Source organism: Kitasatospora sp. NPDC022856, assembly GCF_055561235.1.
In genome coordinates, this window is the sequence record NZ_JBVHHE010000016.1 from 116091 (window position 1) to 141141 (window position 25051).

At 72.0% G+C, this 25051-nt stretch carries 28 protein-coding genes and 1 tRNA gene; 19 read left to right on the forward strand and 10 right to left on the reverse strand.

Annotation, left to right across the window (positions count from 1 at the left end; all coding sequences use genetic code 11):
- The first annotated feature begins 225 nt into the window (after positions 1-225).
- From ACZ34W_RS21730 to rdgB, 4 genes are all read left to right on the forward strand, one after another.
- Positions 226-459: a PTS sugar transporter subunit IIB gene (locus ACZ34W_RS21730; protein WP_030060521.1), complete on the forward strand. Its 234-nt coding sequence runs from the start codon at positions 226-228 to the stop codon at positions 457-459.
- A gap of 194 nt (positions 460-653) precedes the next feature.
- Positions 654-1379, forward strand: a complete 726-nt coding sequence (gene rph, locus ACZ34W_RS21735) for a ribonuclease PH (RefSeq protein ID WP_465606282.1) — start codon at positions 654-656, stop codon at positions 1377-1379.
- A gap of 170 nt (positions 1380-1549) precedes the next feature.
- Positions 1550-1939 carry a hypothetical protein gene (locus ACZ34W_RS21740; protein WP_329487824.1) on the forward strand — a complete coding sequence of 130 codons (390 nt, stop codon included), beginning with the start codon at positions 1550-1552 and terminating at the stop codon, positions 1937-1939.
- Between the two features lie 20 nt (positions 1940-1959).
- A complete protein-coding gene (gene rdgB / locus ACZ34W_RS21745; protein WP_465606284.1) occupies positions 1960-2565 on the forward strand; it encodes an RdgB/HAM1 family non-canonical purine NTP pyrophosphatase in 606 nt (201 codons plus the stop codon).
- 66 nt (positions 2566-2631) lie between these two features.
- Here rdgB and ACZ34W_RS21750 read toward each other — a convergent pair.
- The 3 genes from ACZ34W_RS21750 to ACZ34W_RS21760 all read right to left on the reverse strand — a co-directional run bounded on the left by ACZ34W_RS21750 (position 2632) and on the right by ACZ34W_RS21760 (position 4192).
- Positions 2632-2706: transfer RNA gene (locus tag ACZ34W_RS21750), tRNA-Leu, on the reverse strand.
- Between the two features lie 64 nt (positions 2707-2770).
- Positions 2771-3631, reverse strand: coding sequence for an HNH endonuclease (locus tag ACZ34W_RS21755; protein ID WP_465606286.1), 861 nt, complete (start codon positions 3629-3631; stop codon positions 2771-2773).
- A gap of 75 nt (positions 3632-3706) precedes the next feature.
- Positions 3707-4192, reverse strand: a complete 486-nt coding sequence (locus ACZ34W_RS21760) for an HPP family protein (protein WP_465606288.1) — start codon at positions 4190-4192, stop codon at positions 3707-3709.
- Positions 4193-4264: 72 nt separating this feature from the next.
- Here ACZ34W_RS21760 and ACZ34W_RS21765 point away from each other — a divergent pair, with 72 nt between their 5' ends.
- Together ACZ34W_RS21765 and ACZ34W_RS21770 are read left to right on the forward strand one after the other, a co-directional pair.
- Positions 4265-4885, forward strand: coding sequence for a CGNR zinc finger domain-containing protein (locus tag ACZ34W_RS21765; RefSeq protein WP_329487820.1), 621 nt, complete (start codon positions 4265-4267; stop codon positions 4883-4885).
- 243 nt (positions 4886-5128) lie between these two features.
- On the forward strand, positions 5129-7561 hold the full coding sequence (locus tag ACZ34W_RS21770) for a chitinase C-terminal domain-containing protein (RefSeq protein WP_465606405.1): 2433 nt from the start codon (positions 5129-5131) through the stop codon (positions 7559-7561).
- Positions 7562-7670: 109 nt separating this feature from the next.
- On the opposite strand, the gene bcp is transcribed toward ACZ34W_RS21770, so the two are convergent.
- The gene (bcp, locus tag ACZ34W_RS21775) at positions 7671-8147 is read right to left on the reverse strand and encodes a thioredoxin-dependent thiol peroxidase (RefSeq protein ID WP_465606290.1); all 477 of its coding nucleotides are present in this window, start codon (positions 8145-8147) and stop codon (positions 7671-7673) included.
- A gap of 143 nt (positions 8148-8290) precedes the next feature.
- On the opposite strand from bcp, the gene ACZ34W_RS21780 reads away from it, so the two are divergent.
- The 3 genes from ACZ34W_RS21780 to ACZ34W_RS21790 all read left to right on the forward strand — a co-directional run bounded on the left by ACZ34W_RS21780 (position 8291) and on the right by ACZ34W_RS21790 (position 10431).
- Complete coding sequence (locus ACZ34W_RS21780) at positions 8291-8632, forward strand: DUF3618 domain-containing protein (RefSeq protein ID WP_329487818.1); 342 nt, start codon at positions 8291-8293, stop codon at positions 8630-8632.
- Between the two features lie 190 nt (positions 8633-8822).
- Positions 8823-9125, forward strand: coding sequence for a GroES family chaperonin (locus tag ACZ34W_RS21785; RefSeq protein WP_057237824.1), 303 nt, complete (start codon positions 8823-8825; stop codon positions 9123-9125).
- Between the two features lie 115 nt (positions 9126-9240).
- A complete protein-coding gene (locus ACZ34W_RS21790) occupies positions 9241-10431 on the forward strand; it encodes a winged helix DNA-binding domain-containing protein (RefSeq protein WP_465606292.1) in 1191 nt (396 codons plus the stop codon).
- A gap of 58 nt (positions 10432-10489) precedes the next feature.
- On the opposite strand, the gene ACZ34W_RS21795 is transcribed toward ACZ34W_RS21790, so the two are convergent.
- A complete protein-coding gene (locus ACZ34W_RS21795; protein WP_465606294.1) occupies positions 10490-12883 on the reverse strand; it encodes a transglycosylase domain-containing protein in 2394 nt (797 codons plus the stop codon).
- Between the two features lie 339 nt (positions 12884-13222).
- Between ACZ34W_RS21795 and ACZ34W_RS21800 the strand changes: the two genes are divergently transcribed.
- From ACZ34W_RS21800 to ACZ34W_RS21835, 8 genes are all read left to right on the forward strand, one after another.
- A complete protein-coding gene (locus tag ACZ34W_RS21800) occupies positions 13223-14023 on the forward strand; it encodes an ABC transporter permease (protein WP_329487815.1) in 801 nt (266 codons plus the stop codon).
- A complete protein-coding gene (locus ACZ34W_RS21805) occupies positions 14016-14933 on the forward strand; it encodes an ABC transporter permease (RefSeq protein ID WP_442906795.1) in 918 nt (305 codons plus the stop codon). Before ACZ34W_RS21800 ends, ACZ34W_RS21805 begins: the two co-directional genes overlap by 8 nt.
- A 35-nt stretch (positions 14934-14968) precedes the next feature.
- Complete coding sequence (locus tag ACZ34W_RS21810; RefSeq protein WP_329487814.1) at positions 14969-15928, forward strand: ABC transporter ATP-binding protein; 960 nt, start codon at positions 14969-14971, stop codon at positions 15926-15928.
- Between the two features lie 127 nt (positions 15929-16055).
- Positions 16056-17351 (forward strand): DUF445 domain-containing protein, encoded by a 1296-nt coding sequence (locus ACZ34W_RS21815; RefSeq protein ID WP_329487813.1) that lies wholly within the window; start codon positions 16056-16058, stop codon positions 17349-17351.
- A gap of 62 nt (positions 17352-17413) precedes the next feature.
- On the forward strand, positions 17414-18484 hold the full coding sequence (locus ACZ34W_RS21820; protein WP_329487812.1) for an adenosine deaminase: 1071 nt from the start codon (positions 17414-17416) through the stop codon (positions 18482-18484).
- A 157-nt stretch (positions 18485-18641) separates the two neighbouring features.
- Entirely contained in the window at positions 18642-19172 is a 531-nt protein-coding gene (locus tag ACZ34W_RS21825; RefSeq protein ID WP_465606298.1) for a hypothetical protein, read from the forward strand.
- Between the two features lie 81 nt (positions 19173-19253).
- Complete coding sequence (locus ACZ34W_RS21830; RefSeq protein WP_465606300.1) at positions 19254-20090, forward strand: DUF4097 family beta strand repeat-containing protein; 837 nt, start codon at positions 19254-19256, stop codon at positions 20088-20090.
- A 48-nt stretch (positions 20091-20138) separates the two neighbouring features.
- On the forward strand, positions 20139-21188 hold the full coding sequence (locus tag ACZ34W_RS21835) for an ABC transporter ATP-binding protein (RefSeq protein ID WP_465606302.1): 1050 nt from the start codon (positions 20139-20141) through the stop codon (positions 21186-21188).
- Between the two features lie 60 nt (positions 21189-21248).
- On the opposite strand, the gene ACZ34W_RS21840 is transcribed toward ACZ34W_RS21835, so the two are convergent.
- The 4 genes from ACZ34W_RS21840 to ACZ34W_RS21855 form a co-directional block, all read right to left on the reverse strand.
- Positions 21249-21575 carry a nuclear transport factor 2 family protein gene (locus tag ACZ34W_RS21840; RefSeq protein ID WP_465606304.1) on the reverse strand — a complete coding sequence of 109 codons (327 nt, stop codon included), beginning with the start codon at positions 21573-21575 and terminating at the stop codon, positions 21249-21251.
- A 40-nt stretch (positions 21576-21615) separates the two neighbouring features.
- Positions 21616-22185, reverse strand: coding sequence for a hypothetical protein (locus tag ACZ34W_RS21845; protein ID WP_465606306.1), 570 nt, complete (start codon positions 22183-22185; stop codon positions 21616-21618).
- A 61-nt stretch (positions 22186-22246) separates the two neighbouring features.
- On the reverse strand, positions 22247-22432 hold the full coding sequence (locus ACZ34W_RS21850) for a DUF397 domain-containing protein (protein WP_359804982.1): 186 nt from the start codon (positions 22430-22432) through the stop codon (positions 22247-22249).
- A gap of 4 nt (positions 22433-22436) precedes the next feature.
- Positions 22437-23336, reverse strand: a complete 900-nt coding sequence (locus ACZ34W_RS21855; RefSeq protein WP_465606309.1) for a helix-turn-helix domain-containing protein — start codon at positions 23334-23336, stop codon at positions 22437-22439.
- A gap of 220 nt (positions 23337-23556) precedes the next feature.
- Between ACZ34W_RS21855 and ACZ34W_RS21860 the strand changes: the two genes are divergently transcribed.
- Complete coding sequence (locus tag ACZ34W_RS21860; RefSeq protein WP_465606311.1) at positions 23557-23919, forward strand: ATP-binding protein; 363 nt, start codon at positions 23557-23559, stop codon at positions 23917-23919.
- Positions 23916-24191: a hypothetical protein gene (locus ACZ34W_RS21865; RefSeq protein WP_329487803.1), complete on the forward strand. Its 276-nt coding sequence runs from the start codon at positions 23916-23918 to the stop codon at positions 24189-24191. Before ACZ34W_RS21860 ends, ACZ34W_RS21865 begins: the two co-directional genes overlap by 4 nt.
- A gap of 102 nt (positions 24192-24293) precedes the next feature.
- On the opposite strand, the gene ACZ34W_RS21870 is transcribed toward ACZ34W_RS21865, so the two are convergent.
- Entirely contained in the window at positions 24294-25034 is a 741-nt protein-coding gene (locus ACZ34W_RS21870) for a CDP-alcohol phosphatidyltransferase family protein (RefSeq protein ID WP_329492110.1), read from the reverse strand.
- Positions 25035-25051 lie beyond the last annotated feature (17 nt).

A 25051-nucleotide genomic window follows, 5' to 3' on the forward strand; every position in this document is an offset into this window, starting at 1 on the left:
GGACGAAGATCCAGACCGTGCGCGCCGGAATGGGCCAAAAGTGGACTAACGTGGCAGATCGGTCCAACTCGGGTGATGCTGGTCGCGCTGCGGCGCAGCGCGACGGCAGCTGAACCCGCGTCAGCACCGACAGCGACGACCCCGGCCGGCGGCCGGGGCACCCCGCACAGCGCAGGACGGCACCCGGCAGAGCAGCCGACGGGCCGAGACAGAGGGAGAAATCAGATGGCCAGCAAGGCTGAGAAGATCGTCGCCGGTCTGGGCGGCATCGACAACATCGAAGAGGTCGAAGGCTGCATCACCCGCCTGCGTACCGAGGTGAAGGACGCCTCCCTCGTCGACGAGGCCGCGCTGAAGGCCGCCGGCGCCCACGGCGTCGTCAAGATGGGCACCGCGATCCAGGTCGTCATCGGCACCGACGCCGACCCGATCGCCGCCGACATCGAGGACATGATGTGAGCTGAGCCCACCAGGCTCGGCACCACCAGGCTCGGCACCACCCGGCCCGCCGCCCCCCGTGGGCGGCGGGCCGGCGCCGTCCGGCGCACCGGGCACAACCGTTCGGGCACCCCGCCACGGGCCCGCCGGGCACCGCCGACGACCCGTCCGACCCTGCCGGAACCATCCGACCGGACCGACTACGCTCGGTGCCTATGTCACGCATCGACGGCCGCACCCCCGACCAGCTCCGCCCCATCACCATCGAGCGGGGCTGGAGCAAGCACGCCGAAGGCTCCGTCCTCATCTCCTACGGCGACACCAAGGTGCTGTGCACCGCCAGCGTCACCGAAGGCGTCCCGCGCTGGCGCAAGGGCAGCGGCGAGGGCTGGGTCACCGCCGAGTACTCCATGCTCCCGCGCGCCACCAACACCCGCGGCGACCGCGAGGCCGTCAAGGGCCGCATCGGCGGACGCACCCACGAGATCAGCCGCCTCATCGGCCGCTCGCTGCGCGCCGTCATCGACCACCGCGCCCTCGCCGAGAACACCATCGTCCTCGACTGCGACGTCCTCCAGGCCGACGGCGGCACCCGCACCGCCGCCATCACCGGCGCCTACGTCGCCCTCGCGGACGCCGTCTCCTGGGCCCGCGAGAAGAAGATCCTCCGCGCCAAGGGCCAGCCCCTCACCGGCGGCGTCAGCGCCGTCAGCGTCGGCATCATCGACGGCGTCCCGACGCTCGACCTCCGCTACGAGGAGGACGTCCGCGCCGAGACCGACATGAACATCGTCTGCACCTCCGACGGCCGCTTCGTCGAGGTCCAGGGCACCGCCGAGGGCGCCCCCTTCGACCGCGCCCTGCTCGACCAGCTCCTGGACCTCGGCACCCTCGGCTGCGCCGAGCTGGACGAGATCCAGCGCAAGGCCCTGGAGGGCTGAGCCCGCCACCGGTGCCCGAAGGGGCTCCGGCGCGTGGCCGAACCGCGACACCAGCGCTGTACAGGCCGGGCCCGGAGCCCTTACGGTTCCCGCAGCACCCCGTTGTGGGAACCGCGCACCCCCGGGGGCGCGTCATTCCGTTCCGGAACCCGCGCACCCAGGAGGACCGGATGCCCCAGAGCATCGCCCGCCCCGCCACCCTCGCCGTGGCCGGCCTGATCGCCATCCTCCCGCTCAGCGCCGTCAGTTGCTCGGCCGCCCAGAAGGCGCTCGACTGCGGCAACACGGCGGTCCGCATCACCGGGGACATCAGCGACGTCACCACCGCCTTCAACAACGCCAGCAACGACTCGGCCGCCGCCGGCCAGGCCCTGCAGAAGCTCAAGAACGACCTCGACGACCTCGGCAAGAACTCCAAGAACACCGACGTCGCCAAGGCCATCACCGACCTCAACACCCAGGTCGGCAAGGTCCAGCAGGCCATCAACGACAAGCAGGCCCCCGACCTGAAGCCGCTCGGCGACGCCGCCGGCAACCTCACCCAGGTCTGCACCGGCTGACGTCCGGTTAGGGTGGGTTCATGTCCACCCGTCTGATTCTCGCCACCCGCAACCGGAACAAGGTCGCCGAGCTCCGCGCCATCCTCGGCGAGGCCGGCCTCGACGTCGAACTGGTCGGCGCCGATGCCTACCCGGAGATCCCGGACGTCCGCGAGACCGGCGTCACCTTCGCCGAGAACTCGCTGCTCAAGGCACACGCCCTCGCGCAGGCCACCGGCCTGCCCGCGGTCGCCGACGACTCCGGCCTCTGCGTCGACGTCCTCGGCGGCGCCCCCGGCATCTTCTCCGCCCGCTGGGCCGGCAAGCACGGCGACGACCGCGCCAACCTGGACCTGCTGCTGGCCCAGCTCGGCGACATCGCCCCGGAGCACCGCGGCGCCCACTTCTTCTGCGCCGCCGCCCTGGCCCTGCCGGACGGCACCGAGCGCGTCGTCGAGGGCCGCCTCCTCGGCACCCTGCGGACGGCCCCGGCCGGCGAGGGCGGCTTCGGCTACGACCCGATCCTGGAGCCCCTGGGCGAGACCCGCACCTGCGCCGAACTGACGGCGGCGGAGAAGAACGCCATCAGCCACCGCGGCAAGGCCTTCCGCGCCCTGGCCCCGGTCCTGAAGGACCTGCTGGGCTGAGAAGCCGCGGGAACGACGACGGCCCTCTCGCCTTCGATTCGAAGGGGAGAGGGCCGTTTCGCTGGGTACGCCCGGTGGGACTCGAACCCACGACACTACGGACCTAAACCGTATCTCTCTAGCCAGCTGGAGTACGGGCGCATGCCAGGTCCAGCCTACCGGCTCCCCGTCCAGCAGGCCGCACCTTTTCCGGCGGTGGGTCCTCCTACGCGGCGGCAGCCTCCGGCGGCGTGTTCCGGTTCCTGTTCCGGCCGCAGTAGGTCGGCGTGATGGAGTGACAGTTGGGGCAGAGCAGGCGGAGGTTGTCCCGCCTGTTGTCGAGCCAGTCGCCGTTGATGTGGTCGACCTCCGGGGTCATGGGGTGTCCGAGCCAGGTCGGCGGGGCGCCGCACATCTCGCAGACGTCGGGGTGCCCGATGTGCACGAGCATCGCCCGCAGGCGGTCGCCCGGAACTCGCTGACTCCCCGGCGGGCGTCGGACGAGCAGGTCCGCGGGCGTGCGTCGCGGTCCGGTCCTCCGGCCCTTGTTGTGGGCCCGACCGGTGAAGTGGGAGGTGTCGAGGCGGTGGAACGCGATGCTCTCCCGCAGCAGCGTCCGGGAGCTGCCGCAGTCGACCATCCCCAGGGCGAGGATCACGCCGCGGAGGCTGCGGTGTTCTGCCACGGCGTGTTCCAGCGCGCCCTTGGCGACGGCCCCGACCCTGTCGCGGCCGTCGCCCCTGAAGGTGAAGTGGGTGGTGTCGATGCCGAATTCGACCAAGCGCCGCTTCAGGTACGAGTAGAGGCTGTCGTACGGAGTGACGCCGAGGTGGGCCATCATCGCGTTGATGCTGTCGCTGTGGGCCGCGGCTTCGGCCAGGATTTCGCGCGGGTAGCGGCGGCGCCCGTAGTCGGGGCGGCCCTCGTTGAAGTGCGTGGTGTCGATCCCGTAGTGCCGCAGCCGCTTGCTGAGGTAGCTGTGGGTGCCGCCCGCCATCGGCACGCCGAGCCTGCGCATCATGTCGTTCACGCTGGTCGACTCGGCGGCGAGTGAGGCCAGCAGCTCACGGGTGTACTTGACCGGCATGGTCGTCCCCCTTCGGGCCTGTGTGCGCCCGTCCCCCGTGGGGGCGAACGAGTGGGGGGCGGGGTGGTTACGGGGTCACCACCAGTACGTCGGGTAGGTGCGGCGGGTGAGGCGGGCGGCGGCGAGGCCGGTGGCGGTGAGCAGCAGGGTGGCGAGGAGCAGGAGGGGGAGGAAGCGGGTCGGGTCGGGGGCGGTGAGGGTGACGATGACGGCGGTGGCGGCCGCGGGGGAGTGGGGGGTGCGGGCGAGGGTCATGGCGCCGAGGGCGAGGCCGCCGGCGAGGGCGGCGGACCAGTAGGCGGGGGTGGTGGCGGCGAGGACGGCGTAGCCGGTGAGGGCGGAGACGAGTTGGCCGCCGATGACGCTGCGGGGTTGGGCGAGGGGGAGGGCGGGGGCGCCGGCGATGAGGGCCATGGAGGCGGCGAGCGGGGGGATGAGGAGGGGTTGGCGGGTGAGGGTGCCGAGGGCGGCGAGGGTGAGCAGGGCGGTGACGGCGGTGGCGGTGGAGGTGAGGACGGCGGTGGGGGCGGGTCGGGCGGGGGCTTGGCTGGAAAGGGTCATGGCGAAGGCATTTCCTAACGCTTGAGACGGCAGGCAAGCGTTAGTCTGCAGGGCTTGGCTAACCGGTGGCAAGTGGCGTTACCGTTAGGCATGGGCATGGTGGAGCGTGGCGCGGTGGACGAGATGCCGGTCGGCGGTGAGCATCTCGCGCTGGATCTGGTGAACAGCACCTTCGTGCGGGGTGGTCTGCGCGGGCACCTGGTGGACGTTCTGGTGGAGCCGTCGGACCTGGCGGTCTGGGTGGACCGGCACGCCGTCGAGCTGGATCTGGCGAGCGTCCCGGCCGGGTCGCCGGGGCCGGCGGAGCTGGCGGCGTTCCTGGAGCTGCGCGGGGCCCTGCGGGCGGTGCTGACGGCGGTGGTGGCGGGTGAGCCGGCGGGGGCGGCGGAGGTGGCGGTGGTGAACGCGGCGGTGCGGGCGGCGCCGGGGTGGGTGGAGCTGGGGCCGGGGGCGGCCGCCCGGGGGGTGCACCGGACGGCAGCGGGGGAGCGTGGGGCGGTGCTGCTGGGGCGGGTGGCGCAGGCGGCGGTGGAGTTGCTGACGGGGGATCGGCGGGAGCTGGTGCGGGCCTGTCCGGCGCCGGGCTGCATCCTGTTCTTCCTGCAGCGGCACGCGCGTCGGGCGTGGTGTTCGACGGCCTGTGGGACGCGGGTCCGGGTGGCCCGGCACAGTCGTCGGCATGCGGACGGCTGACCGACGGGTATCGGCCGTTCGACCGGTGTTGTTGGGGATTTGATTACCAATTGGTACAGACCTATTGACCTTTGTGGTTCAGACCACATAGCTTCAGCGCCAATCTGCATTCCCCCACGTGCGTGCTCCCCCACAGGCATGCGCCGACACTCTCTCCCGGAGGACCGAGTGTTGATCCGAAGCACGGCCGAGCGGCGTCCCACCGCTGCCCGGCATTCCAAGAACCCGGCCGCCCGGGCGGGCATGGCCTCGCTGGCGGCCGCCGGCCTGGCCGGCCTGCTGATGGCGACGCTGGGTGCGGCGCCCTCGCAGGCGTCCGCCACCGTCGACAACGCGGCCTGTCGGCCGGACGGCATGTACCAGACGCCCGGGGTGGACGTCCCGTACTGCAGCGTCTACGACACCGAGGGCCGCGAGAAGATGGGCGCGGACCACCAGCGCCGCGTCATCGGCTACTTCACCGGCTGGCGTACCGGCAAGGACGGGACCCCGCCCTACCTGGTGAGCGACATCCCCTGGGACAAGGTCACCCACCTGAACTACGCGTTCGGGCACGTCGGCAGCGACAACAAGATCTCGGTCGGCACCGACAACGACAAGAACGAGGCGACCGGGATCTCCTTCCCGGGCGTGCCCGGCGCCGAGCTGGACCCGTCGCTGCCCTACAAGGGCCACTTCAACCTGCTGACGAAGTTCAAGAAGCAGCACCCGAACGTCAAGACCATGATCTCGGTGGGCGGCTGGACCGAGACCGGCGGGTACTTCGGCGACGACGGCAAGCGCGTCAACTCCGGCGGCTTCTACTCGTTGACGGTCAACCCGGACGGCAGCGTCAACCAGGCGGGCATCGACGCCTTCGCCAACTCCTCGGTCGACTTCATCAAGAAGTACGGCTTCAACGGCGTCGACGTCGACTACGAGTACCCGACCTCGATGAAGGACGCGGGCAACCCGCTGGACTGGCAGCTCGCCAACGGCAAGCGGGCCTCGCTGGCCAAGGGCTACGCGGCGCTGATGAAGACGCTGCGCGAGAAGCTGGACCGGGCCGGCGCCGCCGACGGCAAGCACTACCTGCTCTCGGTCGCGGCCCCGTCGTCCGGTTACCTGCTGCGCGGCATGGAGACCTTCCAGATCGCGCAGTACCTGGACTACGTCAACATCATGTCGTACGACCTGCACGGCGCCTGGAACAAGTACGTCGGCCCGAACGCCTCGCTGTTCGACGACGGCAAGGACGGCGAGCTGGCGGCGGCCAACGTGTACGGCACCGGCCAGTACGGCGGCATCGGCTACCTGAACGCCGACTGGTCGTACCACTACTTCCGCGGCTCGATGCCGGGCGGCCGGATCAACGTCGGCCTGCCGTACTACACCCGCGGGTTCAAGAACGTCACCGGCGGGACCAACGGCCTCTGGGGCACCGCGTCCGCGACCACCTGCCCGGTGGGCGCCGGGCTGACCTCGTGCGGTGACGGCGCGGTCGGCATCGACAACATCTGGAACGACAAGGACGACGCTGGCAAGGAGTCCCCGGCGGGCTCGAACCCGATGTGGCACGCGAAGAACCTGGAGAAGGGCATCGTGCCCGACTACCTCTCCAAGTACGGCGTGACCGACACCGCCCTGCAGGGCACCTACACCCGCAACTACAGCTCCACCCTGGTGGCGCCGTGGCTGTGGAACGACACCAAGAAGGTGTTCCTCTCCACCGAGGACGAGCAGTCGGTGGCCGCCAAGGCGGACTACATCGTCAACCAGGGCGCCGGCGGCGCGATGATCTGGGAGCTCGCGGGCGACTACAGGTGGGACGCGGCGGCCAACGGAGGCAAGGGCCAGTACGTGCCCGGCTCGACGCTGACCTCGCTGATGTACGACAAGTTCAAGGCGGCCTCGCCGTACAACGCGACCCGCTCGACGATCGCGCTGCCGCAGCAGACCCTGCCGGTCGACGTGTCGTTCACCAACTTCGCGCTGGGCGACTCGAACTACCCGATCAACCCGAAGATCCACATCGTCAACAACTCGACGCTGACCCTGCCGGGCGGGACCGAGTTCCAGTTCGACTACAGCAACTCGGCCCCGGGCAACGCCAAGGACCAGTCCGGGTTCGGGCTGACCGTCATCAAGCAGGACAACCCCGGTCCGGGCAACGTGGGCGGCCTCAAGGGCACCTACAACCGCGTCTCGGTGAAGCTGCCGGGCTGGCAGTCGCTGGCGCCGGGCGCTTCGGTGGACCTGGACTTCGTCTACTACCTGCCGGTCTCGACGCCGTCGAACTGGACGGTCAACGTCGCCGGCACGCTGTACGGCCTGAAGGGCGACCTGACCCGCGGCAGCACGGGCGGCGGCACCGCGACGCCGACCGCGACGCCGACGGTCACCCCGACCGTGACGCCCACGGTCACGCCGACCGTGACGCCCACCGTGACCCCGACGGTCACGCCCACGGTGACGCCGACCGTCACGCCGACCGTGACGCCCACGGTGACCCCGACCGCGACCCCGACCTCGGGTGCCTGCACGGGCGCGCCGGGCTGGGACGCGGGCACCACCTACGCGTCCACCACCAAGGTGTCCTGGAAGGGGCACTACTACCAGAACAAGTGGTGGACCAAGGGCGACGACCCCAGTGCCAGTGGCTCGTGGGGTGTCTGGAGCGACCTCGGGGCCTGCTGATCGGTCGATCCGATGAGCGTGGCTCGCTGAGGTGAGAGACGCGGTGGCGGTGCACCCGGTCGGGGGGTGCGCCGCCACCGCTTCGTTTCCGCCCCCGAGGGGGCGGCCGTCAGGCCGCCTCGACCTTGAGGTCGCGCAGCAGCTTGGCGACGTGGCCGGTGGCCTTGACGTTGTACAGGGCGTGCTCGACCTTGCCGTGCTCGTCGACGATCACGGTCGAGCGGATCACACCGGTGACGGTCTTGCCGTACAGCTTCTTCTCGCCGAACGCGCCGTAGGCCTCCAGCACCTCCTTCTCCGGGTCGGAGAGCAGGGTGACCTTGAGGTCCTCGGCCTCGCGGAACTTGCCCAGCTTCTCCGGCTTGTCCGGCGAGATGCCGATGACGTCGTACCCGGCGCCCGCGAAGACCTCCAGGTTGTCGGTGAAGTCGCAGGCCTGCTTCGTGCAGCCGGGGGTGAGCGCGGCGGGGTAGAAGTAGACGATCACCTTCCGGCCGAGGTGGCCGGCGAGGGACACCTGGTTGCCGTCGGCGTCGGACAGGCTGAAGGCGGGTGCGGTGTCGCCGGGCTGGAGACGCTCACTCACGGGGGACTCTCCTGGTGCGTGGACGGGTGGTCGTACCACGGTCAACTTACCTCCGATGGTGGGTGGGGCCGCGCGGGCCGGGGCGGCAGCTGACAAACTGGGTCAGTCGCACAGGACAACATCAGTGAATTGGGGTGGCCCGAGTGGGCGAGGCGAGCACGAAGGACAAGTCGGCGCGGACGACGGCTCAGATCGAGGCGGACATCACCCGCACCCGCACCCAGCTGGCCGCGACCCTGGACGAGCTCGCCATGCGCGTCCACCCGAGCACCATCACGGCCCAGGTCAAGGCGAAGGCCGTGGCCTCCGTGGAGGAGAAGGCCGGCCGGGTGTACGTGGCGGCCAGCGGGCTGGTCGAGCAGGCCAGGGCGCAGTTCGTGGACGAGAAGGGGCAGCCGCGCAAGGAGCGGATCGTGCCCGCCGCGCTGGTCGGCGTGGGCCTGGTGCTGCTGGTCGCCTCGGCCCGCAAGCGCCGCAAGGGCTGAGGGGCGGGGTCCTGCCGGGCCGGGTGCCACCGCACCCGGCCCGCCGGATGCCGGTCCGGGGTCACGCGGGGCGCCGCGGAGCGGTACCTTCGGGGTCGTGAGTACGAACGACGAACCGACCCAGCGGACCACCTCCCCCGAGCAGGACCCGCCGCGCCACGACCGGCTGGGCGAGAAGCTGCCGATCAAGATGCTGCACGACCGCGTCCTGGTGAAGACCGAGGGCAGTGAGGGCGAGCGCCGCTCGACCGGCGGCATCCTCATCCCGGCCACCGCGGAGCTCAGCAAGCGGTGCACCTGGGCCGAGGCCGTCGCGGTGGGCCAGAGCGTCCGCTCGGTGGAGCCCGGTGACCGCGTGCTGTACGACCCGGAGGACAAGCTGGAGGTCGAGGTCCGCGGCGCCACCTACGTGCTGCTGCGCGAGCGTGACCTGCACGCGGTGGCCGCGATGCGCTTCGGCGACGCGGAGGGCTCGACCGGGCTGTACCTCTGAGGACCCGGGCCGGGCACCCCGTGAGGGCTTTCCGGGCGGGTCGGCGCGCCGAGGGCGCGGCGGCCCGCAACGCCGTGTCCGGGCGGTTGTCGGGGGCCGGCAGTAGGGTCCGGGCATGAGCAGCGGTGTGCCTTCGGGCGGAGTGCCTTCGATCGGTGACGACCAGCGCCGGGCCCGGGTCGGGCGGCGGCACCTGCTGGCGCGGGCCGAGCGGGCGGCGCGGGTGGAGGAGGTGGCGGACGCGGTCGTCGGGCTGCACGCCACGGACGCGGCGACGGTCTACCTGTCGGCCTGCGCGCGGCTGGCGGAGCCCTCGGCGGCGGAGGTCGAGCGGGCGCTGTACGAGGACGTCTCGCTGGTGAAGCTGCTGTCGATGCGGCGCACCCTCTTCGCGGTGACGGAGGAGTTCGCCCCGTACGTCAGCTCCGCGGCGGCGCGGGCGATCGCGGTCAAGGAGCGGGCCACGCTGGTGAAGCACCTGCGGGAGTTCGCCGAGGGGTGGGACGAGCCGCGGCTGGCCGCGACGGAGCGGGCCGTGCTGGCGGCGCTGGCCGTGCGGGGCGAGGCGACGACGTCCGAACTCGCCGAGGACGTGCCGGCGTTGCGCGAGACGATGCTGATGGCGCAGGGCAAGCCGTACGAGGCCCGGCAGAGCGTGGGCAGCCGGCTGCTGCGGCTGCTGGCCTCGGACGGGCACGTGCGGCGCTCCCGGCCGCGCGGTTCGTGGCTGAGCAGCAGCTATCCGTGGGCGCCGGTGCCGCAGTGGCCGGACGTGCCGGTGGGGGAGGCGAAGGCCGAGGTGGTCCGGCGCTGGCTGGCGGCGTACGGTCCGGCGACGGTCGAGGACGTGAAGTGGTGGACGGGCTGGACGCTGGGGGACACCCGCAGGGCGCTGGGGGACGTCGGCGCGGTGGAGGTGGTGCTGGCCGGCGCGGTGGCGGGCCTGGTGCTGCCGGGGGACGACGGGCCGGTGGCGGAGCCGGAGCCGTGGGCGGCGCTGCTGCCGGCGCTGGATCCGACGGTGATGGGCTGGCGCGGGCGGGAGTGGTACCTGCGGCCTGAGGACGTGCCGGCGCTGTTCGACCGGGCGGGCAACGCCGGGCCGACGCTCTGGTGGTGCGGCCGGGTGGTCGGCGGCTGGGCGCAGCGCCCGGACGGTGAGCTGGTGTGGCGGTTCCTGGCGGATGCCGGGGCCGAGGCGCGGGCGGCGGTCGAGGTGGAGGCGGCGCGGTTGGCGGGCTGGTTGGGCCAGGTGCGGGTGACGCCGCGGTTCCGGACGCCGCTGGAGCGGGAGCTGGTGTCCTGAGGTCCTGAGAGGTCCTGAGGTCCTGGGGGCGCCGATAGAGGGCTCTGGGCTCCGGGCGCTACGGGGCCTGTCCGGCGGGGTGTCCGTCGGCCGGTGCGGGGGGCTGGGCGGTGGCCGGGCGGGTCGGCGGGGTGCTGGTGTCGCCGGCCGGGGGCGGGGTGCTCGGGGGCGCGGTCGGGGTGTGCGTCGGCCGCGGCGGCGCGGTGGGTCGGTTGGTGGGCGCGGGCGGCTGTTCCGGGGTGCCGGTCGGGGCGGGGGCCTCGGGGCTGGGCGCCGGCACCGTCTCGGTGGGCCGGCTGCTGGGGCTGGGCGGGGCGGGGGCGGACGGCGTCGGGGTGTGCGTCGGCGTGGTGGTGGCGGTGGCCGTGGCGCTGGGCGACGGCGACGGGGTGGGTGAGCCGCTGCCGGTCGGCCCGCCGGTCTGGGTGGTGCCGCGGCCGGTCTGGAGGTCGAAGCGCTGGACGTCGGTGCCGTCGAGGGCGTCGGCCATGTAGGCCGTCCAGATCCGGGTGGGGAAGGCGCCGCCGTTGATCCGTTCGTAGCCGGCGGTGCCGGACAGCGGCTCCTTGGCGTGGGTCTTCGGGTTCTCCCGGAACAGGCCGACGGTGGTGGCGAGTTCGGGGGTGAAGCCGGCGAACCAGGCGGAGAGGTTGGAGTCGGTGGTGCCGGTCTTGCCGGCGGCGGGGCGGCCGAGGTCGAGGGCGGCGGCGCCGGTGCCGCGGGTGCTGACGACGTCGCGCAGGACGTCGGTGACGGCGTCGGCGGCGCCCCGGTCGAGGGCGCTGGTGGGGACGTGTTCAGGCATCTTGGGGACGTCGATGGCGCCGCCGGAGTTGACGCGTTCGAGTTTGCCGACCGACCAGGGGGCGTACGTCTGGCCGTGGTTGGCGAGGCCGGCGTAGGCGCCGGCCAGGTTGAGGGCGCTGGGGGTGGCGGTGCCGAGCGTCATCGAGGTGTTGGCCGGGTCCATGCCGGGGACGTTGTCGGGGATGCCGAGCCGGACGGCCGTGTCGCGGACGTGGGCGAGTCCGGCGTCGACGCCCTCCTGGGCGTACACCGAGTTGACGGACTTCACCATGGCGTAGCGCAGGGTGATGCTGCCGTAGTCGATGCCGTCCTCGTTGGGCGGGGCGTACGGGGTGGGGCCGCCGGTGACGGGGCGTTCGCTGGTGCCGTCGTAGCGGGTCTCGGTGGTGATCGGGCGGCCGTCGCCGCTGCTGCGGCCGGAGGTGAGGCCGGCGGCGAGGTCGAAGGCCTTGAAGGTGGAGCCGATCTGGTTGTCCTGGCGCAGGACGTCGTTGTAGGGCTGCTTGGCGTAGTCGGGGCCGCCGTAGACGGCGACGACCCGGCCGGTGGTGGGTTCGACGGAGGCGCCGGCGACCCGGACGTCGGTGTCGGTGGCGGGCCGGGCCACGGGGTCGAGTTCGGCGGTGAGTTCCTGCTGGACGGCCTGGACGAAGGCGTCCTGGCGGGGCTTGTCGAAGGTGGTGGTGATGCGCCAGCCGCCGGACTTGAGGGTGGCGGCGTCGATGATGCCGGCGGAGACGAGGTAGTCGTCGGCGACGCCGACCAGGTAGCCGGACTGGCCCTTGAGCCCGGTGGCGGGCTGGGGGTCGATCGGGTCGGGGAAGGTGGTGGCGGCGCGGTCGGCCGGGCTGAGGAAGCCGAGTTGGACCATGCCGTCGAGGGTGTAGTTCCAGCGGGCGACGGCCTTCTCGCGGTTGGCGGGGGTGGCGGTCTTGACGTCGTAGGCGCTGGGGGCCTGGAGCAGCGCGGCGAGGTAGGCGCCCTGGGGGAGGGTGAGGCGGGAGACGTCGGTGCCGTAGTAGGCGTGGGCGGCGCTCTGGATGCCGTAGGCGCCCCGGCCGAAGTAGCTGCTGTTGAGGTACCCGGTGAGGATCTGGTCCTTGCTGCGCTGCTGGTCGACCTTGAGCGCGATGAAGAGTTCGCGGCCCTTGCGCTCGATGGTCTGGTCCTGCGTCAGGTAGTAGTTCTTGACGTACTGCTGGGTGATGGTGGAGCCGCCCTGGGTGCCGCGTCCGGTGAGGGTGTTCCAGCCGGCCCGGACCATGCCCTTCAGGTCGATGCCGCCGTTGCGGTAGAAGGTGCGGTCCTCGGCGGAGACGACGGCGTGCCGGGTGTCGAGCGGGATCTGGTCGATCGTGACGTCGGTGCGGTTCACGGCGCCGGTGCGGGCGATCTCGGTGGTGCCGTCGGCGTAGAGGTAGATGTTGTTCTGGGCGACGGCGTGGGCGTTGGCGTCGGGCACGGGGACGATGAGGTAGAGCACGGCGAAGGAGCCGACGGCGAGCAGCAGGGTCGCGGTGAGCGCGCCGAGGGTGACCCGCCAGGTGGGCAGGAGCCGGCGCCACAGCGGCTTGGCGCGGCGGGCTTCGCGGCGGGCGGCCCGTCTGGCGCTGCGCCGGGTGCTGTGGTCTGCCCTCAAGGTCATGCCGCGATTATGTGCTATTTGACCCGTGATCAGGCGTTGGAATAACCGGGTGCGCGGGAAGATCGCCGGAGGTACGGTGAAAGGTGCGAACCACATAGCGCACCCAGTTCGGGCAGCTCCGCCCGCCTGACCCGGCACTCCCCCGGGTGGGGTCGGCCGGGGCCGGTCCGCGTGCGCCGGTGTCCCCGGGGACATCTACCCGCTCCTATTTGTCGACAAGGAGATAATATGTCGAACGCTCTTCCCGCCGAGTCGCGGTTCCGACACCCTCCCGATCCCGATCCCGATCCCCGTGGTGCTCCACATCACGCGGGCGCCGCCAGCGGTCCGGGCGCCGCGGTGGCGCTCTACCTCGCCATCGCCCGCGGAGCCTTCCGCCGCTACGCCACCTACCGGGCCGCCACCCTGGCCGGGGCCTTCACCAACACCGTCTTCGGCTTCATCCTCGCCTACACCTTCGTCGCCCTCTGGCAGGCCCGGCCCGGCCTCGGCGGCTACGACCAGAGCGCCGCCGTCACCTACATCTGGGTCAGCCAGGCGCTGCTGGTCACCGTCGCGGTCTGGGGCGGCGGCTTCCAGGACGACGTCCAGGACCGGTTCCGCAGCGGCGACATCGCCATCGACCTCTACCGCCCGGTGGACTTCCAGGGCTGGTGGCTGGCCACCGACCTCGGCCGGGCCGGCTACCACCTGCTCGCCCGCGGCACCCTGCCGATGCTGGCGGGGGCGCTGGTCTTCCGGGTCCGGCTGCCCGAACACCCGCTGACCTGGCTGTACTTCCTGCTGTCGGTGCTGCTCGCGGTGGTGGTCAGCTTCGGGCTGCGCTTCCTCGTCTCGCTCACCGGCTTCTGGCTGCACGACTCGGAGGGGGTGCGCTCGGTGATGCTGGTGGTGTCGATGTTCTTCTCCGGGATGCTGCTGCCGCTGGCCCTCTTCCCCGGCCTGCTCGGCGAGATCGCGCCGGTGCTGCCGTGGGCCGCGCTGATCCAGGTGCCGACCGACGTCTTCCTGGAGCGCTCGACCGGGGCCGCGCTGCTCGGTGCGCTCGGCTTCCAACTCGTCTGGGGCCTCGGGCTGGTCCTCCTCGGCCGGGGCGTCCAACTGCTCGCGACCCGCAAGGTGGTGGTCCAGGGTGGCTGAGCCGGCCCTCGCCCGCGCCGCGGCCCCGCCCGCCGGAGGCGACCCGCTCCCGAACGACCCGCTCTCCACCGGTCCGCTCCCGACCGAGCGGGGCCTGCTCGCCCGGACCCGCTGGGCGCTGCGCGCCTGGTGGCTCACCGCCGCGATGTGGACCAGGGCGACGATGTCCTACCGGGCGTCCTTCGTGCTGATGCTCGTCGCCAACCTGGTGATCACCTTCCTCGACTTCGTCGTGGTGATCCTGATGTTCCGGCACACGGACCGGCTCGGCGGCTGGACGCTGCCCGAGCTCGGCTTCCTCTACGGCACCTCGGGCTTCGCGCTCGGCATGGCCAACCTGCTGGTCGGCAGCGTCGACGGACTGGGCCAGCGGATCCGGGCGGGCACGCTGGACACCATGCTGATCCGGCCCGCCCCGGCGCTGGCCCAGGTCTGCGCCGAGCGCTTCTCGCTGCGCCGGATCGGCCGGCCGGTGCAGGCGGTCGGGGTGCTGGGCTGGTCGCTGGCCGCCCTGGACGTCGACTGGACCTGGGACCGGGTGCTGCTCGTCCCGTCCCTGCTGGTCTGCGGCACGGCGATCTTCGCCGCGGTGTTCGTGGGCTTCGCCACCCTCCAGTTCTGGTGGGGCGAGGCCAAGGAGATCCAGAACGCCTTCACCTACGGCGGCGCCACCGTGCTGCACTACCCGCCGACCGTCTTCGCCAAGGAGCTGGTGGCGGGCACCGTGTTCGGCGTCCCGCTGGCATTCGTCAACTGGCTGCCCGCGCTGCGGATCCTCGACCGGCCCGACCCGCTCGGCCTGCCGACCGCCTTCCAGTACGCCTCGCCGATCGCCGCCGTCCTCGCACTGGTGGCGGCCGGGCTGGCCTGGCGCGCCGGGCTGCGGGCCTACCGCGGCACCGGCAGCTGACCCGGCCCCGAACCCCCTTCGAAAGCAGGACTCCCATGGCACTGATCGAACTCGACGACGTCCGCCGGACCTTCACCGTCCGCGCCAAGGCCGGCCGGCTGAAGCGCGAGAAGCGCGAGGTCCGCGCGGTGGACGGGCTGAGCTTCACGGTGGAGGCCGGCGAATGCGTCGGCTACATCGGCCCGAACGGCGCGGGCAAGTCCACCACCATCAAGATGCTCACCGGCATCCTGGTGCCCTCCGGCGGCCGGCTGCGCGTCGCCGGCGTCGACCCGGCCCGGGAGCGCGTCGCGCTGGCCCGCCGGATCGGCGTCGTCTTCGGGCAGCGCACCACGCTCTGGTGGGACCTCCCGCTCCGGGACTCCTACGAGCTGGCCCGCCGGATCTACCGCATCCCCGAGCACCGATATCGGGCCAACCTCCGACGCTGCGTCGAACTGCTCGACCTCGGCGCCCTGCTGGACACCCCGGTGCGCCAGCTCTCGCTCGGCCAGCGGATGCGCGGGGACCTGGCGGCGGCGCTGCTGCACGACCCGCAGGTGCTCTACCTGGACGAGCCCACCATCGGGCTGGACGTGGTGAGCAAGGGCCGGGTGCGCGACTTCCTGCGCGAGGTCAACCGCGACGAGGGCACCACCGTGCTGCTCACCACCCACGACCTCACCGACATCGAGCAGCTCTGCGGCCGGGTCATGGTGATCGACCACGGCCGGGTCGTCTACGACGGCGGCCTGGAGGGGCTGCACGCGGCGGGCGACAGCGAGCGGACCCTGGTCGTCGACCTCGCCGAGGCGCGGCCGCCGATCGAGGTGCCCGGCGCCCGGGTGGTGAAGGTCGACGGGCCGCGGCAGTGGCTGGCCTTCCCGGCCCAGCAGAGCGCCGCCCCGATCGTCGCCGCGGTCGCCGACCGGTACCCGATGGTCGACCTGTCGGTCCGCGAGCCGGCCATCGAGGACGTGATCGCCCGGATGTACGCGGAGGTCGCGATCGGCTGACCGGCCCCGGCGCGGCGGGCGTGCGTCCGGTCCGGTGGCCGGGCCGGGCGCACGGCGTTCCCACGGCGGGGGCGCGTCTTTGTGGGGCGCGCCCGCCGCATGCGCCGGCAACGGGCAGACTGGCGGGGTGAGTGACGATGCCTTCAGCGGGACCGGGCCCGGGGTCCGGTTCACCGCGGCCGACGAGGAGAAGAGACGCGGCGTCCGCCGGATGAAGACCATCGCGACCGGCCTGCTGGCCTTCGCGACCCTGGTATTCGCCCTGGCCACCTGGGCGAAGGCGGCCGGTGCCGGCGCCTGGGCGGGCTACCTGGCCGCCGCCGCCGAGGCGGGCATGGTCGGCGCGCTCGCCGACTGGTTCGCGGTGACCGCGCTCTTCCGCCGTCCGTTCGGCCTGCCGATCCCGCACACCGCGATCATCCCGACCAAGAAGGACGCCTTCGGCAAGTCGCTCGGCGACTTCGTCGGCGACAACTTCCTCTCCGGCCAGGTGGTGCGCGGCCGGCTCGCCGCGCTCGGCATCGCCCGCCGGCTGGGGGAGTGGCTGGCCGCGCCCGGCAGCGCCGAGCGGGTCACCAAGGAGGCGTCTGCCGCGCTGCGCGGCGTCCTCGCGGTGCTGCGCGACGACGACGTCCAGGCGGTCGTCGGCGAGGCGGTGACCAGGCGGGCCGCCGCCACCTCGGTCGCCGAGCCGATGGGCCGGATGCTCGGCAGGGTGGTCGCCGACGGCGGCCACCACGGCGTGGTCGACCTGATCGCCGTCCGGGTGCACGACTGGCTGACCGAGAACCACGAGGAGGTGGTCCAGCGGGTCACCCAGAAGACCCCGGGCTGGACGCCGAGGTTCCTCGACCACCAGGTCGGCGAGCGGGTCTACAAGGAGCTGATGCGGTTCGTCACCGACATCCGGGACGACCCGCACCACGCCGCGCGCGGCGCCGTCGACAACTTCCTCGCCGACTTCGCCACCGAACTGCAGAGCGACCGGGAGACCATCGCCCGGGTCGAGCGGGCCAAGGCCGACCTGCTGGTCCGCCCCGAGGTGCAGGAGCTCATCGCCTCCACCTGGGCCGCCGTCCGCGCCCTGGTGCTGACCGCGGCGGAGGACGAGGACAGCGAGCTGCGCCGGCGCATCCGTGACGGCGTGCGCGACTTCGGCGCGCGCCTGGCGACCGAGCCGAAGCTCCAGGCCAAGGTGGACGGCTGGCTCCAGGACGCCGCCCAGTACCTCGTCGACACCTACCGTGCGGAGATCACCTCGCTGATCTCCGAGACCGTGGCCGGCTGGGACGCGGACGACGCGTCCCGCAAGATCGAGGCCAACGTCGGCCGTGACCTGCAGTTCATCCGGATCAACGGGACCGTGGTCGGAGCGCTGGCGGGACTGCTCATCCACACCGTGGCGGTTGCCCTCGGGGGGTGAGCCACCTGTGCTTATCCTTGCGGACACAGCTTGATACGCGCGTAGAGAAGAAGGGCACCACCGTGGTCCAGCCGGACGGAAGTCGGATCGGAAACCCCACCGCGAACCGGGGCATCGAGGCGTTCATCGCCGGGATGCCCAAGGCGGAGCTGCACGTCCACCACGTGGGCTCGGCCTCGCCGCGGGTGGTCGCCGAGCTGGCCGCGCGCCACCGCGGCCGGTCGAAGGTGCCGGTCGACCCGGCCGCCCTCGCCGAGTACTTCACCTTCACCGACTTCGCCCACTTCATCGAGGTCTACCTCAGCGTCGTCGACCTGATCCGCGACGCCGAGGACGTCCGCGCGCTGACCTACGGCGTCGCCGAGGACATGGCCCGGCAGAACATCCGGTACGCGGAGCTGACCATCACGCCGTACTCCTCGGTCAGCCGGGGCATCCCCGACGTCGCCTTCATGGAGGCCATCGAGGACGCCCGGGTGCGGGCCGAGAAGGACCTCGGCGTCGTGCTCCGCTGGTGCTTCGACATCCCCGGCGAGGCCGGTCTGGCCGCCGCCGAGGAGACCGCCCGGCTCGCCGTGGACCTCGCCCCCGAGGGCCTGGTCAGCTTCGGCCTCGGCGGCCCGGAGATCGGCGTGCCGCGCCCGCAGTTCAAGCCGTACTTCGACCGGGCGCGGGCGGTCGGTCTGCGCAGCGTCCCGCACGCGGGCGAGACCACCGGCCCCGAGACGGTCTGGGACGCCCTGCGGCTGCTCGGCGCCGAGCGCATCGGCCACGGCACCCAGGCCGTGCGGGACCCGGCCCTGATGGACCACCTCGGCGAGCACCGGATCGCCCTGGAGGTCTGCCCGACCTCGAACATCGCGACCCGCGCGGTCGAGCGGATCGAGGAGCACCCGATCCGGCAGATGGTCGACGCGGGCCTGCTGGTCACCGTCAACAGCGACGACCCGCCGATGTTCGGCACCGACCTCAACACCGAGTACGCGGTCGCGGCCCGGCTGCTGGACCTGGACGAGGCGGGCGTCGCCGCGCTGGCGCGCAACGCGGTCGAGGCGTCCTTCCTGGACCCGGCCGGCAAGGCCCGGATCGTCGGCGAGATCGACGCCCACCTGGCCGGGTGGGGCACGGTCTGACCTTCCCCTGGAGTGCCTGCGGGCCGGTGCCGTCCTGGACGGTACCGGCCCGCGGTGCGTCCGGCGGCGGGCCCCGCGCCGACGCGTGGCGCCACTCTTTCGGGTCATGGCGCCAAAAGGGCTTGGTGTGGCGCCATCGGTGTGCCATCCTTGGGTCATGGACCTCTCGCCGTACGTCGACAACCTCCGGAACGAGCTCGCGGTCGCAGCGAGCGCGGGCGGAGACGAAGCCCGTGCCCTGGCCGAGCGCCTGACTCTTCCGCTGGAGTCGGCCGTGCGGCTCACCCTTCTCAACGCCCTCTCCGCCGCGATGGGCGAGGTCACCCGTGATCTCGCGCCCGGCTCGGTGGACGTCCGGCTCCGGGGGCTGGATCCGGAGTTCGTGGTGATGGCGCCACCGTCGCCGGAGGTGTTCCACGACGCCGGTGAGCGGTCACCGGCGCCGGTGGCACCGCCGGTGGCACCGGCGGTGCCGGAGGGGGAGGACGGCAACACCGCCCGGATCAACTTCCGCCTGCCCGCCCACCTCAAGACCAGGGTCGAGGAGGCGGCCGGTCAGGAGGGCCTCTCGGCCAACGCCTGGCTGGTGCGCGCCGTCGCCGCCGCCCTGGAGCCGGGCGAGCCCGTCCGGGCCGTCGGGCGGACGGTGTCACCGACCGGGCAGGGGTTCACCGGCTGGGTCCACTAGGTTCCGCGCTTCCCACTCCTTCTCCTTCCACCCCGTCCGACCGGCGGGTTCATCCATCAGAGCCAAGAGAACGGGACAGCCATGCCTTCTTTCGACACTCCCGGCCCGATCAGCGCCACCATCGAGTTCGACATCGCGTCCGTCCGGATCGCCGCGGGCAAGCGCACGGACACCGTGGTCGAGGTCCGGCCGGCGGACCCGGCGGTCGAGGCGGACGTCAAGGCCGCGGAGCAGACCAGGATCAGTTACGCGGGCGGCGCCCTGGTGGTGAAGGGCCCGAAGAAGCGCTCGCTCTTCGGGCGGGCGGGCTCGGTCGATGTCACCGTCGAGCTGCCGGCCGGCTCGGAGGTCCACGGCAACGCGCCGATGGGGGACTTCCTCTGCGAGGGGCTGCTGGGCGACTGCCGGGTGCGGACGTCGGTCGGCCGGATCCAGGTCGAGCACGCGGACTCCGTCCACCTGCGGACGGACCACGGCGACGTCCGGCTGCGGCGGGCCGACGGGGACGCCGAGGTCAACGGCTCCGGCCGGGTCGAGATCGGCACCGTGGCGGGCACGGTGACGGTGAAGAACCTCAACGGCGAGACGGTGATCGGCGAGGCCGGCGGGGACCTCAAGGTCAACTCCTCCAACGGCCAGATCCAGGTCGGCGCGGCCCTCGGGGACGTGGACATCAAGACGGCCCAGGGCGCCATCCGGGTCGGTGAGGTGGTCCGCGGGCGGGTCGTCCTGCAGAGCGCCATCGGCGAGCTGGAGGTCGGCATCCGCGAGGGCACGGCCGCCTGGCTCGACGTCCACACCAAGCTCGGTAGCCTCCGCAACTCGCTCGGCGCCGCGGCGGGCCCCGGCGAGGCGACGGAGCGGGTCGAGATCCGGGGGCGGACGCAGCTCGGTGACATCGTGATCCGGCGCTCCTGACCACCCGGTCACGGCCCGGCGTACCCGGTAGCGAAGGAGGCGTGAGCCATGACCCTGAGGCCGGTCCCCGCCGCCCCGATCACGGCGGCGGTCTCCGTGGCCGGACTGACCAAGTCCTACGGGGGGAGAGTGGTGCTGGACGGCATCGACCTGACGGTCCCCGAGGGCACGGTGTTCGCACTCCTCGGGGCGAGGGGAGCCGGGAAGAGCACCGTCGTGCGGATCCTCTCCACGCTCGTCCCGGCCGACGGCGGGGTGGTGCGGGTGGCCGGGCACGAGCTGGTGCAGCGGGCGGGCAGGGTCCCGCAAGCGGGCAGGGCCCTGCGAGGGGGCAGGGCCCGGGGCGCGGGTGCGGGTGCGGTCCGGGGCGTGGGCGGAGTTCGGGGCGCGGGTGAGGTCCGGCGGGCGATCGGTGTCGTCGGCCAGGTCTCGGCGGTGGACAAGCTGCTCACCGCCGAGGAGAACCTGCTCCTGATGGCGGACCTCCACCACCTGGGTCGTCGGGAGGGGCGCAGGAGGGTCGCGGAGCTGCTGCGGCGCTTCGAGCTGAGCGAGGTGGCGAACGGAGCGGCCGCCGGTCTCCCGGTCGGCGTGCTGCGCACGCTGGATCTGGCGATGGCGCTGGTCGGGGAGCCTCGGGTCGTCCTGCTCGACGAGCCGACCGCCGGCCTCGACGCGGCCGGCCGGCAGGCGCTGGGGGAGTCGGTCCGGGGCCTCGCCACCGACCACGGCCTCACCGTCCTGCTCACCACGCGGCACCTGGAGGAGGCGGACCGGGTCGCCGACCGGACGGCCGTGCTCAACGGCGGCCGGATCGTGGCCGAGGGCACGGCGGCCGAGCTGAAGCGGTTCGTCCCGGGCAGTCACCTGCGGCTGAGCTTCGCCGGCCGGGCCGAACTCCGGGCGGCCGCAGCGCTCTTCGACTACGCGGCGCCGGACGAGGAGGCGCTGGCGCTGTCCATACCCGGCGACAACTCGATCGTCACGGTGAAGGCCGTGCTGGACGCCCTGGACCTCGCCGCCGTCCGCGCGGAGGCGCTGACGGTGCACGGCCCTGATCCGGAGGAGGTGCTCACCGCCCTGTTGTCGGCGGGGTGACGGGTGAGGGCGGTCGAGCAGGGCGGGGCAAGCAGGGCGGGGTGAGCAGGGTGCGCGGGCTCAGCCGAGGAACTCGACGCGGTCGATGAGGCCTTCGCGGACCCGGTAGGCCACCAGGACGCGGACCGGCTCGTCGGACAGGCCGTGGGCGACTTCGTGGTCGACCACCCAGTCGCCCTCGGTGAGCCGTCCCACGATCTCCGCCCGGCAGCGGCCCGCGGCGAACTGCTCGGTGTAGGTGTCGCGCAGTGCCTGGCGGCCCTCCAGGCGGCTGCCGTCCCGCCGCAGAACGAGGATGTCCTCGGCGTAGGTGGCGACGAAGGCGTCGATGTCGTGACCGTTGTAGGCGGTGAGCTGCTGCTCGACCACGTCCTGCGGGCTGGTCATGCGGGGTGTCCTTTCGGGTCGGATTCGGTTCGGAGCCGGGTCAGTTCTTCAGGACGAAGACGAGTCCGACGACGACCGCGATGAGGAGGGCGGCGATCATCCCGACCGCCATGGGGCCCACCCGGTCGCGGAGTTGCTTCGACGGCTGGACGCGGATGCTCGGATCCGTGCTCAGCTCCCACCAGTTGATGATGCGCTGGAAGTCCACGTGGAAGTCGGGGGAGGGGTAGATGTCGCTGTGCTGGAGCCCGGGCAGTGAGCGGCGCCGGCCGTTCGTGAGGTAGATCCGGGGCACGAGCGAGTACCCGTACTGGTTGTCGGTCTCGCGGATGTCGATCCAGCGGATCTCGTGCCAGGGATAGGTGCGGCCGCGCCCGAGGCCCCAGCAGATGGTGATGCCGGAGGCGTCGACGGTGGTCCAGGACCGGAGCACGACGAAGGTGGCGAGGCCGACCAGCACCAGGGTCCCGCCGAGCACCCAGCCGAAGCCCGCCGGGCCGAGACGGTAGGCGGCGAACACTCCCTCCACGGCCAACACCAGGCAGAGGACGCCGAGGTGAAGCCAGGACGGGCGATACCGGTCTTTCCCCCGGAAGCTCAGTTCGATCACCGTTCGCACACTACGCCCCGGGCCCGGTGGAGAGGGAGGGGGCCCGGGGCGGGCCCGGGCGTCAGACGTCGAACTCCCCGTTGCGGATGCCGGCGAGGAGGTCGCGCCATTCGTCGGTGGTGAGTTGGGCGACGGCGGAGGGCTGGAGGCTGCTGCGGACGAAGACGGTGTCGGGGGTGATGGCCACCTCAGGGCAGTTGGCAGAGTTTGCGCACGCCTCGGGGCGTATCCAGGTGAGGTCATCCATTGGTCTACATCTCCTTCTTGATCTTTGAAATCAGATCGCGAGAACGGTCGACCGACAGAGCCCTTTCGGTCATCTCCTCTATGATCGCGCGATACTTGTCCAGGTGTTCTGTTGAATGAAGGAACGTCGGCCCGTCGACGGTGTCATAGAGGACGGTGTCGAGGCGTGGCGCGCTGCCGTTCATGTAGATGATCGCTTGGCCGGATCCCTTGAATCCACCCGACTCGAAGGTGATCGCGCGAAGCGTGACATGCTGACGTTGTGAGAGCTCCAGTAGCCAGTCCAACTGCTCTCGTGCCGCTTCTCGGCCACCAAACTGCATGCGCAGTGCGGCCTCGTGCACGATCGCGAGATAGGGCGGGGCGCCCTCTGTCATGAGAGTGTCGGCGCGTCGCATGCGATGTTCGATACGAGTTTCCACCACGCGTGGACTCAGTGGTACCTGGGCATCGCGGAAGATGGCTCTGCTGAATCGCTCGGTCTGCATTGGCCCAGGAGGATGGCAGATCTGGTAGGACTGCGTTCCGCGAGCGAGGTATTCCTGCTCGGCGATATCGAGGAACCCGATCGGGACGGCTCCCCGATACTCCTCCCACCATCCCTTGGAGCGGTCGCCCGCCATAGCCGCGAGAGCTTCGACGAAGTCCTGGTCGGTCTCGCCGTATTTGTTGGCCAGCGCGATCACGCGTTCAGCGCTGACCGGATAGGTCCCTTGCTCGATGAGTGTGACCTTGCTGCGGTCCACCCCGAGAACGGTGGCGGCCTCTCCTGCCGTGCAGCCGGCGGCATCTCGCATCTTCCGTAGCTCGATGCCGACCCGCTTGCGGCGTGCTGTTGGGGTAGGTAGCATCTGCCAAGCATCTACCCCCGCAGCTGTGCCAGTCCAGCTGATCAATCGGCACATCTTCTATTGATCGGCTGGCAAATTTGCCGTCCAGTGCCCTACAGTCTGTGATGCACCGCTCACCGAACGGGTTGTCAGTAACGCCAATCCCTGGGGCAGTTGGTACCTGCTGCCCGGGCACCGAAGAGCATCCGTATGTGGTCCTTCCAGCGCCGCTGCGGACTTGCTCACGGCGACACCCTCACCGGTGTGCCCCACCTACACCGCAGGGAGATTCCCCGTGTGTAACCGCAACTCCCCTTCCCTCACCCTCGCCCGCGAGGGCCTCCGCAGCGCCATGGCGCGGAGCGGCTGGCCCCCCGAGGTCATCGCCGACGCCGAACTCGCGCTCGCCGAACTCATCGTGAACGCCTGGCGGCACGGCCGGACGTCCTCGCCGGTCGTCCTGGTGTTCATCAACGACACCACGCTGCGGGTCTCCGTGAACGACGACAGCTGCGAGCTGCCTGAGCAGCGCCACCCCTCCGACCTCGCCGAGTGCGGGCGCGGCCTCCAGCTCATCGAGGGCCTCACCCACCGGTGGGGTGCCGAGCCCTGCAAGCGCGGCAAGGCCGTCTGGTTCGAGCTGGACGCCGTCGCGTGAACGTCGTCCACCTGCCCGTTCCCCCGCGGCCTCACGAGGCCGCCACCACCACCGTCCCCTACCTCGCCGTCGAACCCTCCCCGGACGCCGCCGTCCAGCTCCGGCTGGCCGTCGACGACCCCGTCGGTGCGGATCCCGACGAGCAGCTCGTCTTCCGTCTCACCACCCGGCAGGCCGAGGACCTCATGCACGGCCTCGCCTGGCGGCTGGGCTGGCGCTGCGGCAGGCCCCTCGGCGCCATCTCGACGAGTCCGCCGTGCTCGGACTCCTGAGCCTGATCGTCCTGTCCGCCGTCGTCGGCGCGGTCTGCCAGGCGAGGAGCGACGCCCTGCGCCGCGACGCCGCCGACCGCGCCGGGGCGGTCCCGCGGCCGGTCAGCGCAGGCGCGACGAGGAGAGGATCGACGCCAGGTGGGCGACGACCATCCCCCAGGTGATCACCGCGATCGCGGCCAGCGCGATCCGGGTCGGCCCGAGGTCGCCGACCGCCGCGTCCGCCACCGCCGTGGCCAGCAGCACCAGCGAGGCCTCGATGCCGTTGGTCACCCGGTGGATCTTGAAGATGGAGGCGAACCGTCGCGCGGTGGCGATGCCCTGCGAGCGCGGCTGGGTCGACTCCTCGTCGGCGGGCGCCAGCCCGCTGCGGGCCCGGGCCACGTCGACCAGGTCGGTGGAGGCCTTCAGCAGGACGACGCCCAGCGCCGTCGCCAGGCCGACCGAGATCCACAGGTCGGACCCGCCCCGGGCGGCCCGGATGCCCGCACCGATCATCAGCGCGGCATCGGCCAGGTAGGCGCCGAGCCGGTCGACGTACACGCCCGCCGTGCTGAACTGCCGCTTCCAGCGGGCCACCTCGCCGTCGACGCAGTCGAACAGCAGGAACCCCTGGAACAGCAGGGCGGCCAGGATCGCGCCCGTCAGCCCGGGGATCACCAGGGCGGCCCCGGCGCCGACGCCGCAGACCACCATCACCCAGGTCAGGGTGTTCGGCGAGACGGACGTCCGCACCAGCCGCCGCGTCGTCCGCAGCGAGATCCGGCGCATGTAGAGGCGGCCCGCCCAGTGCTCACCGTTGCGGCTCTGCATCTTGGCCTGCGGCTGGCAGACCTCCCGCATCTCGGCCAACGTCGGGG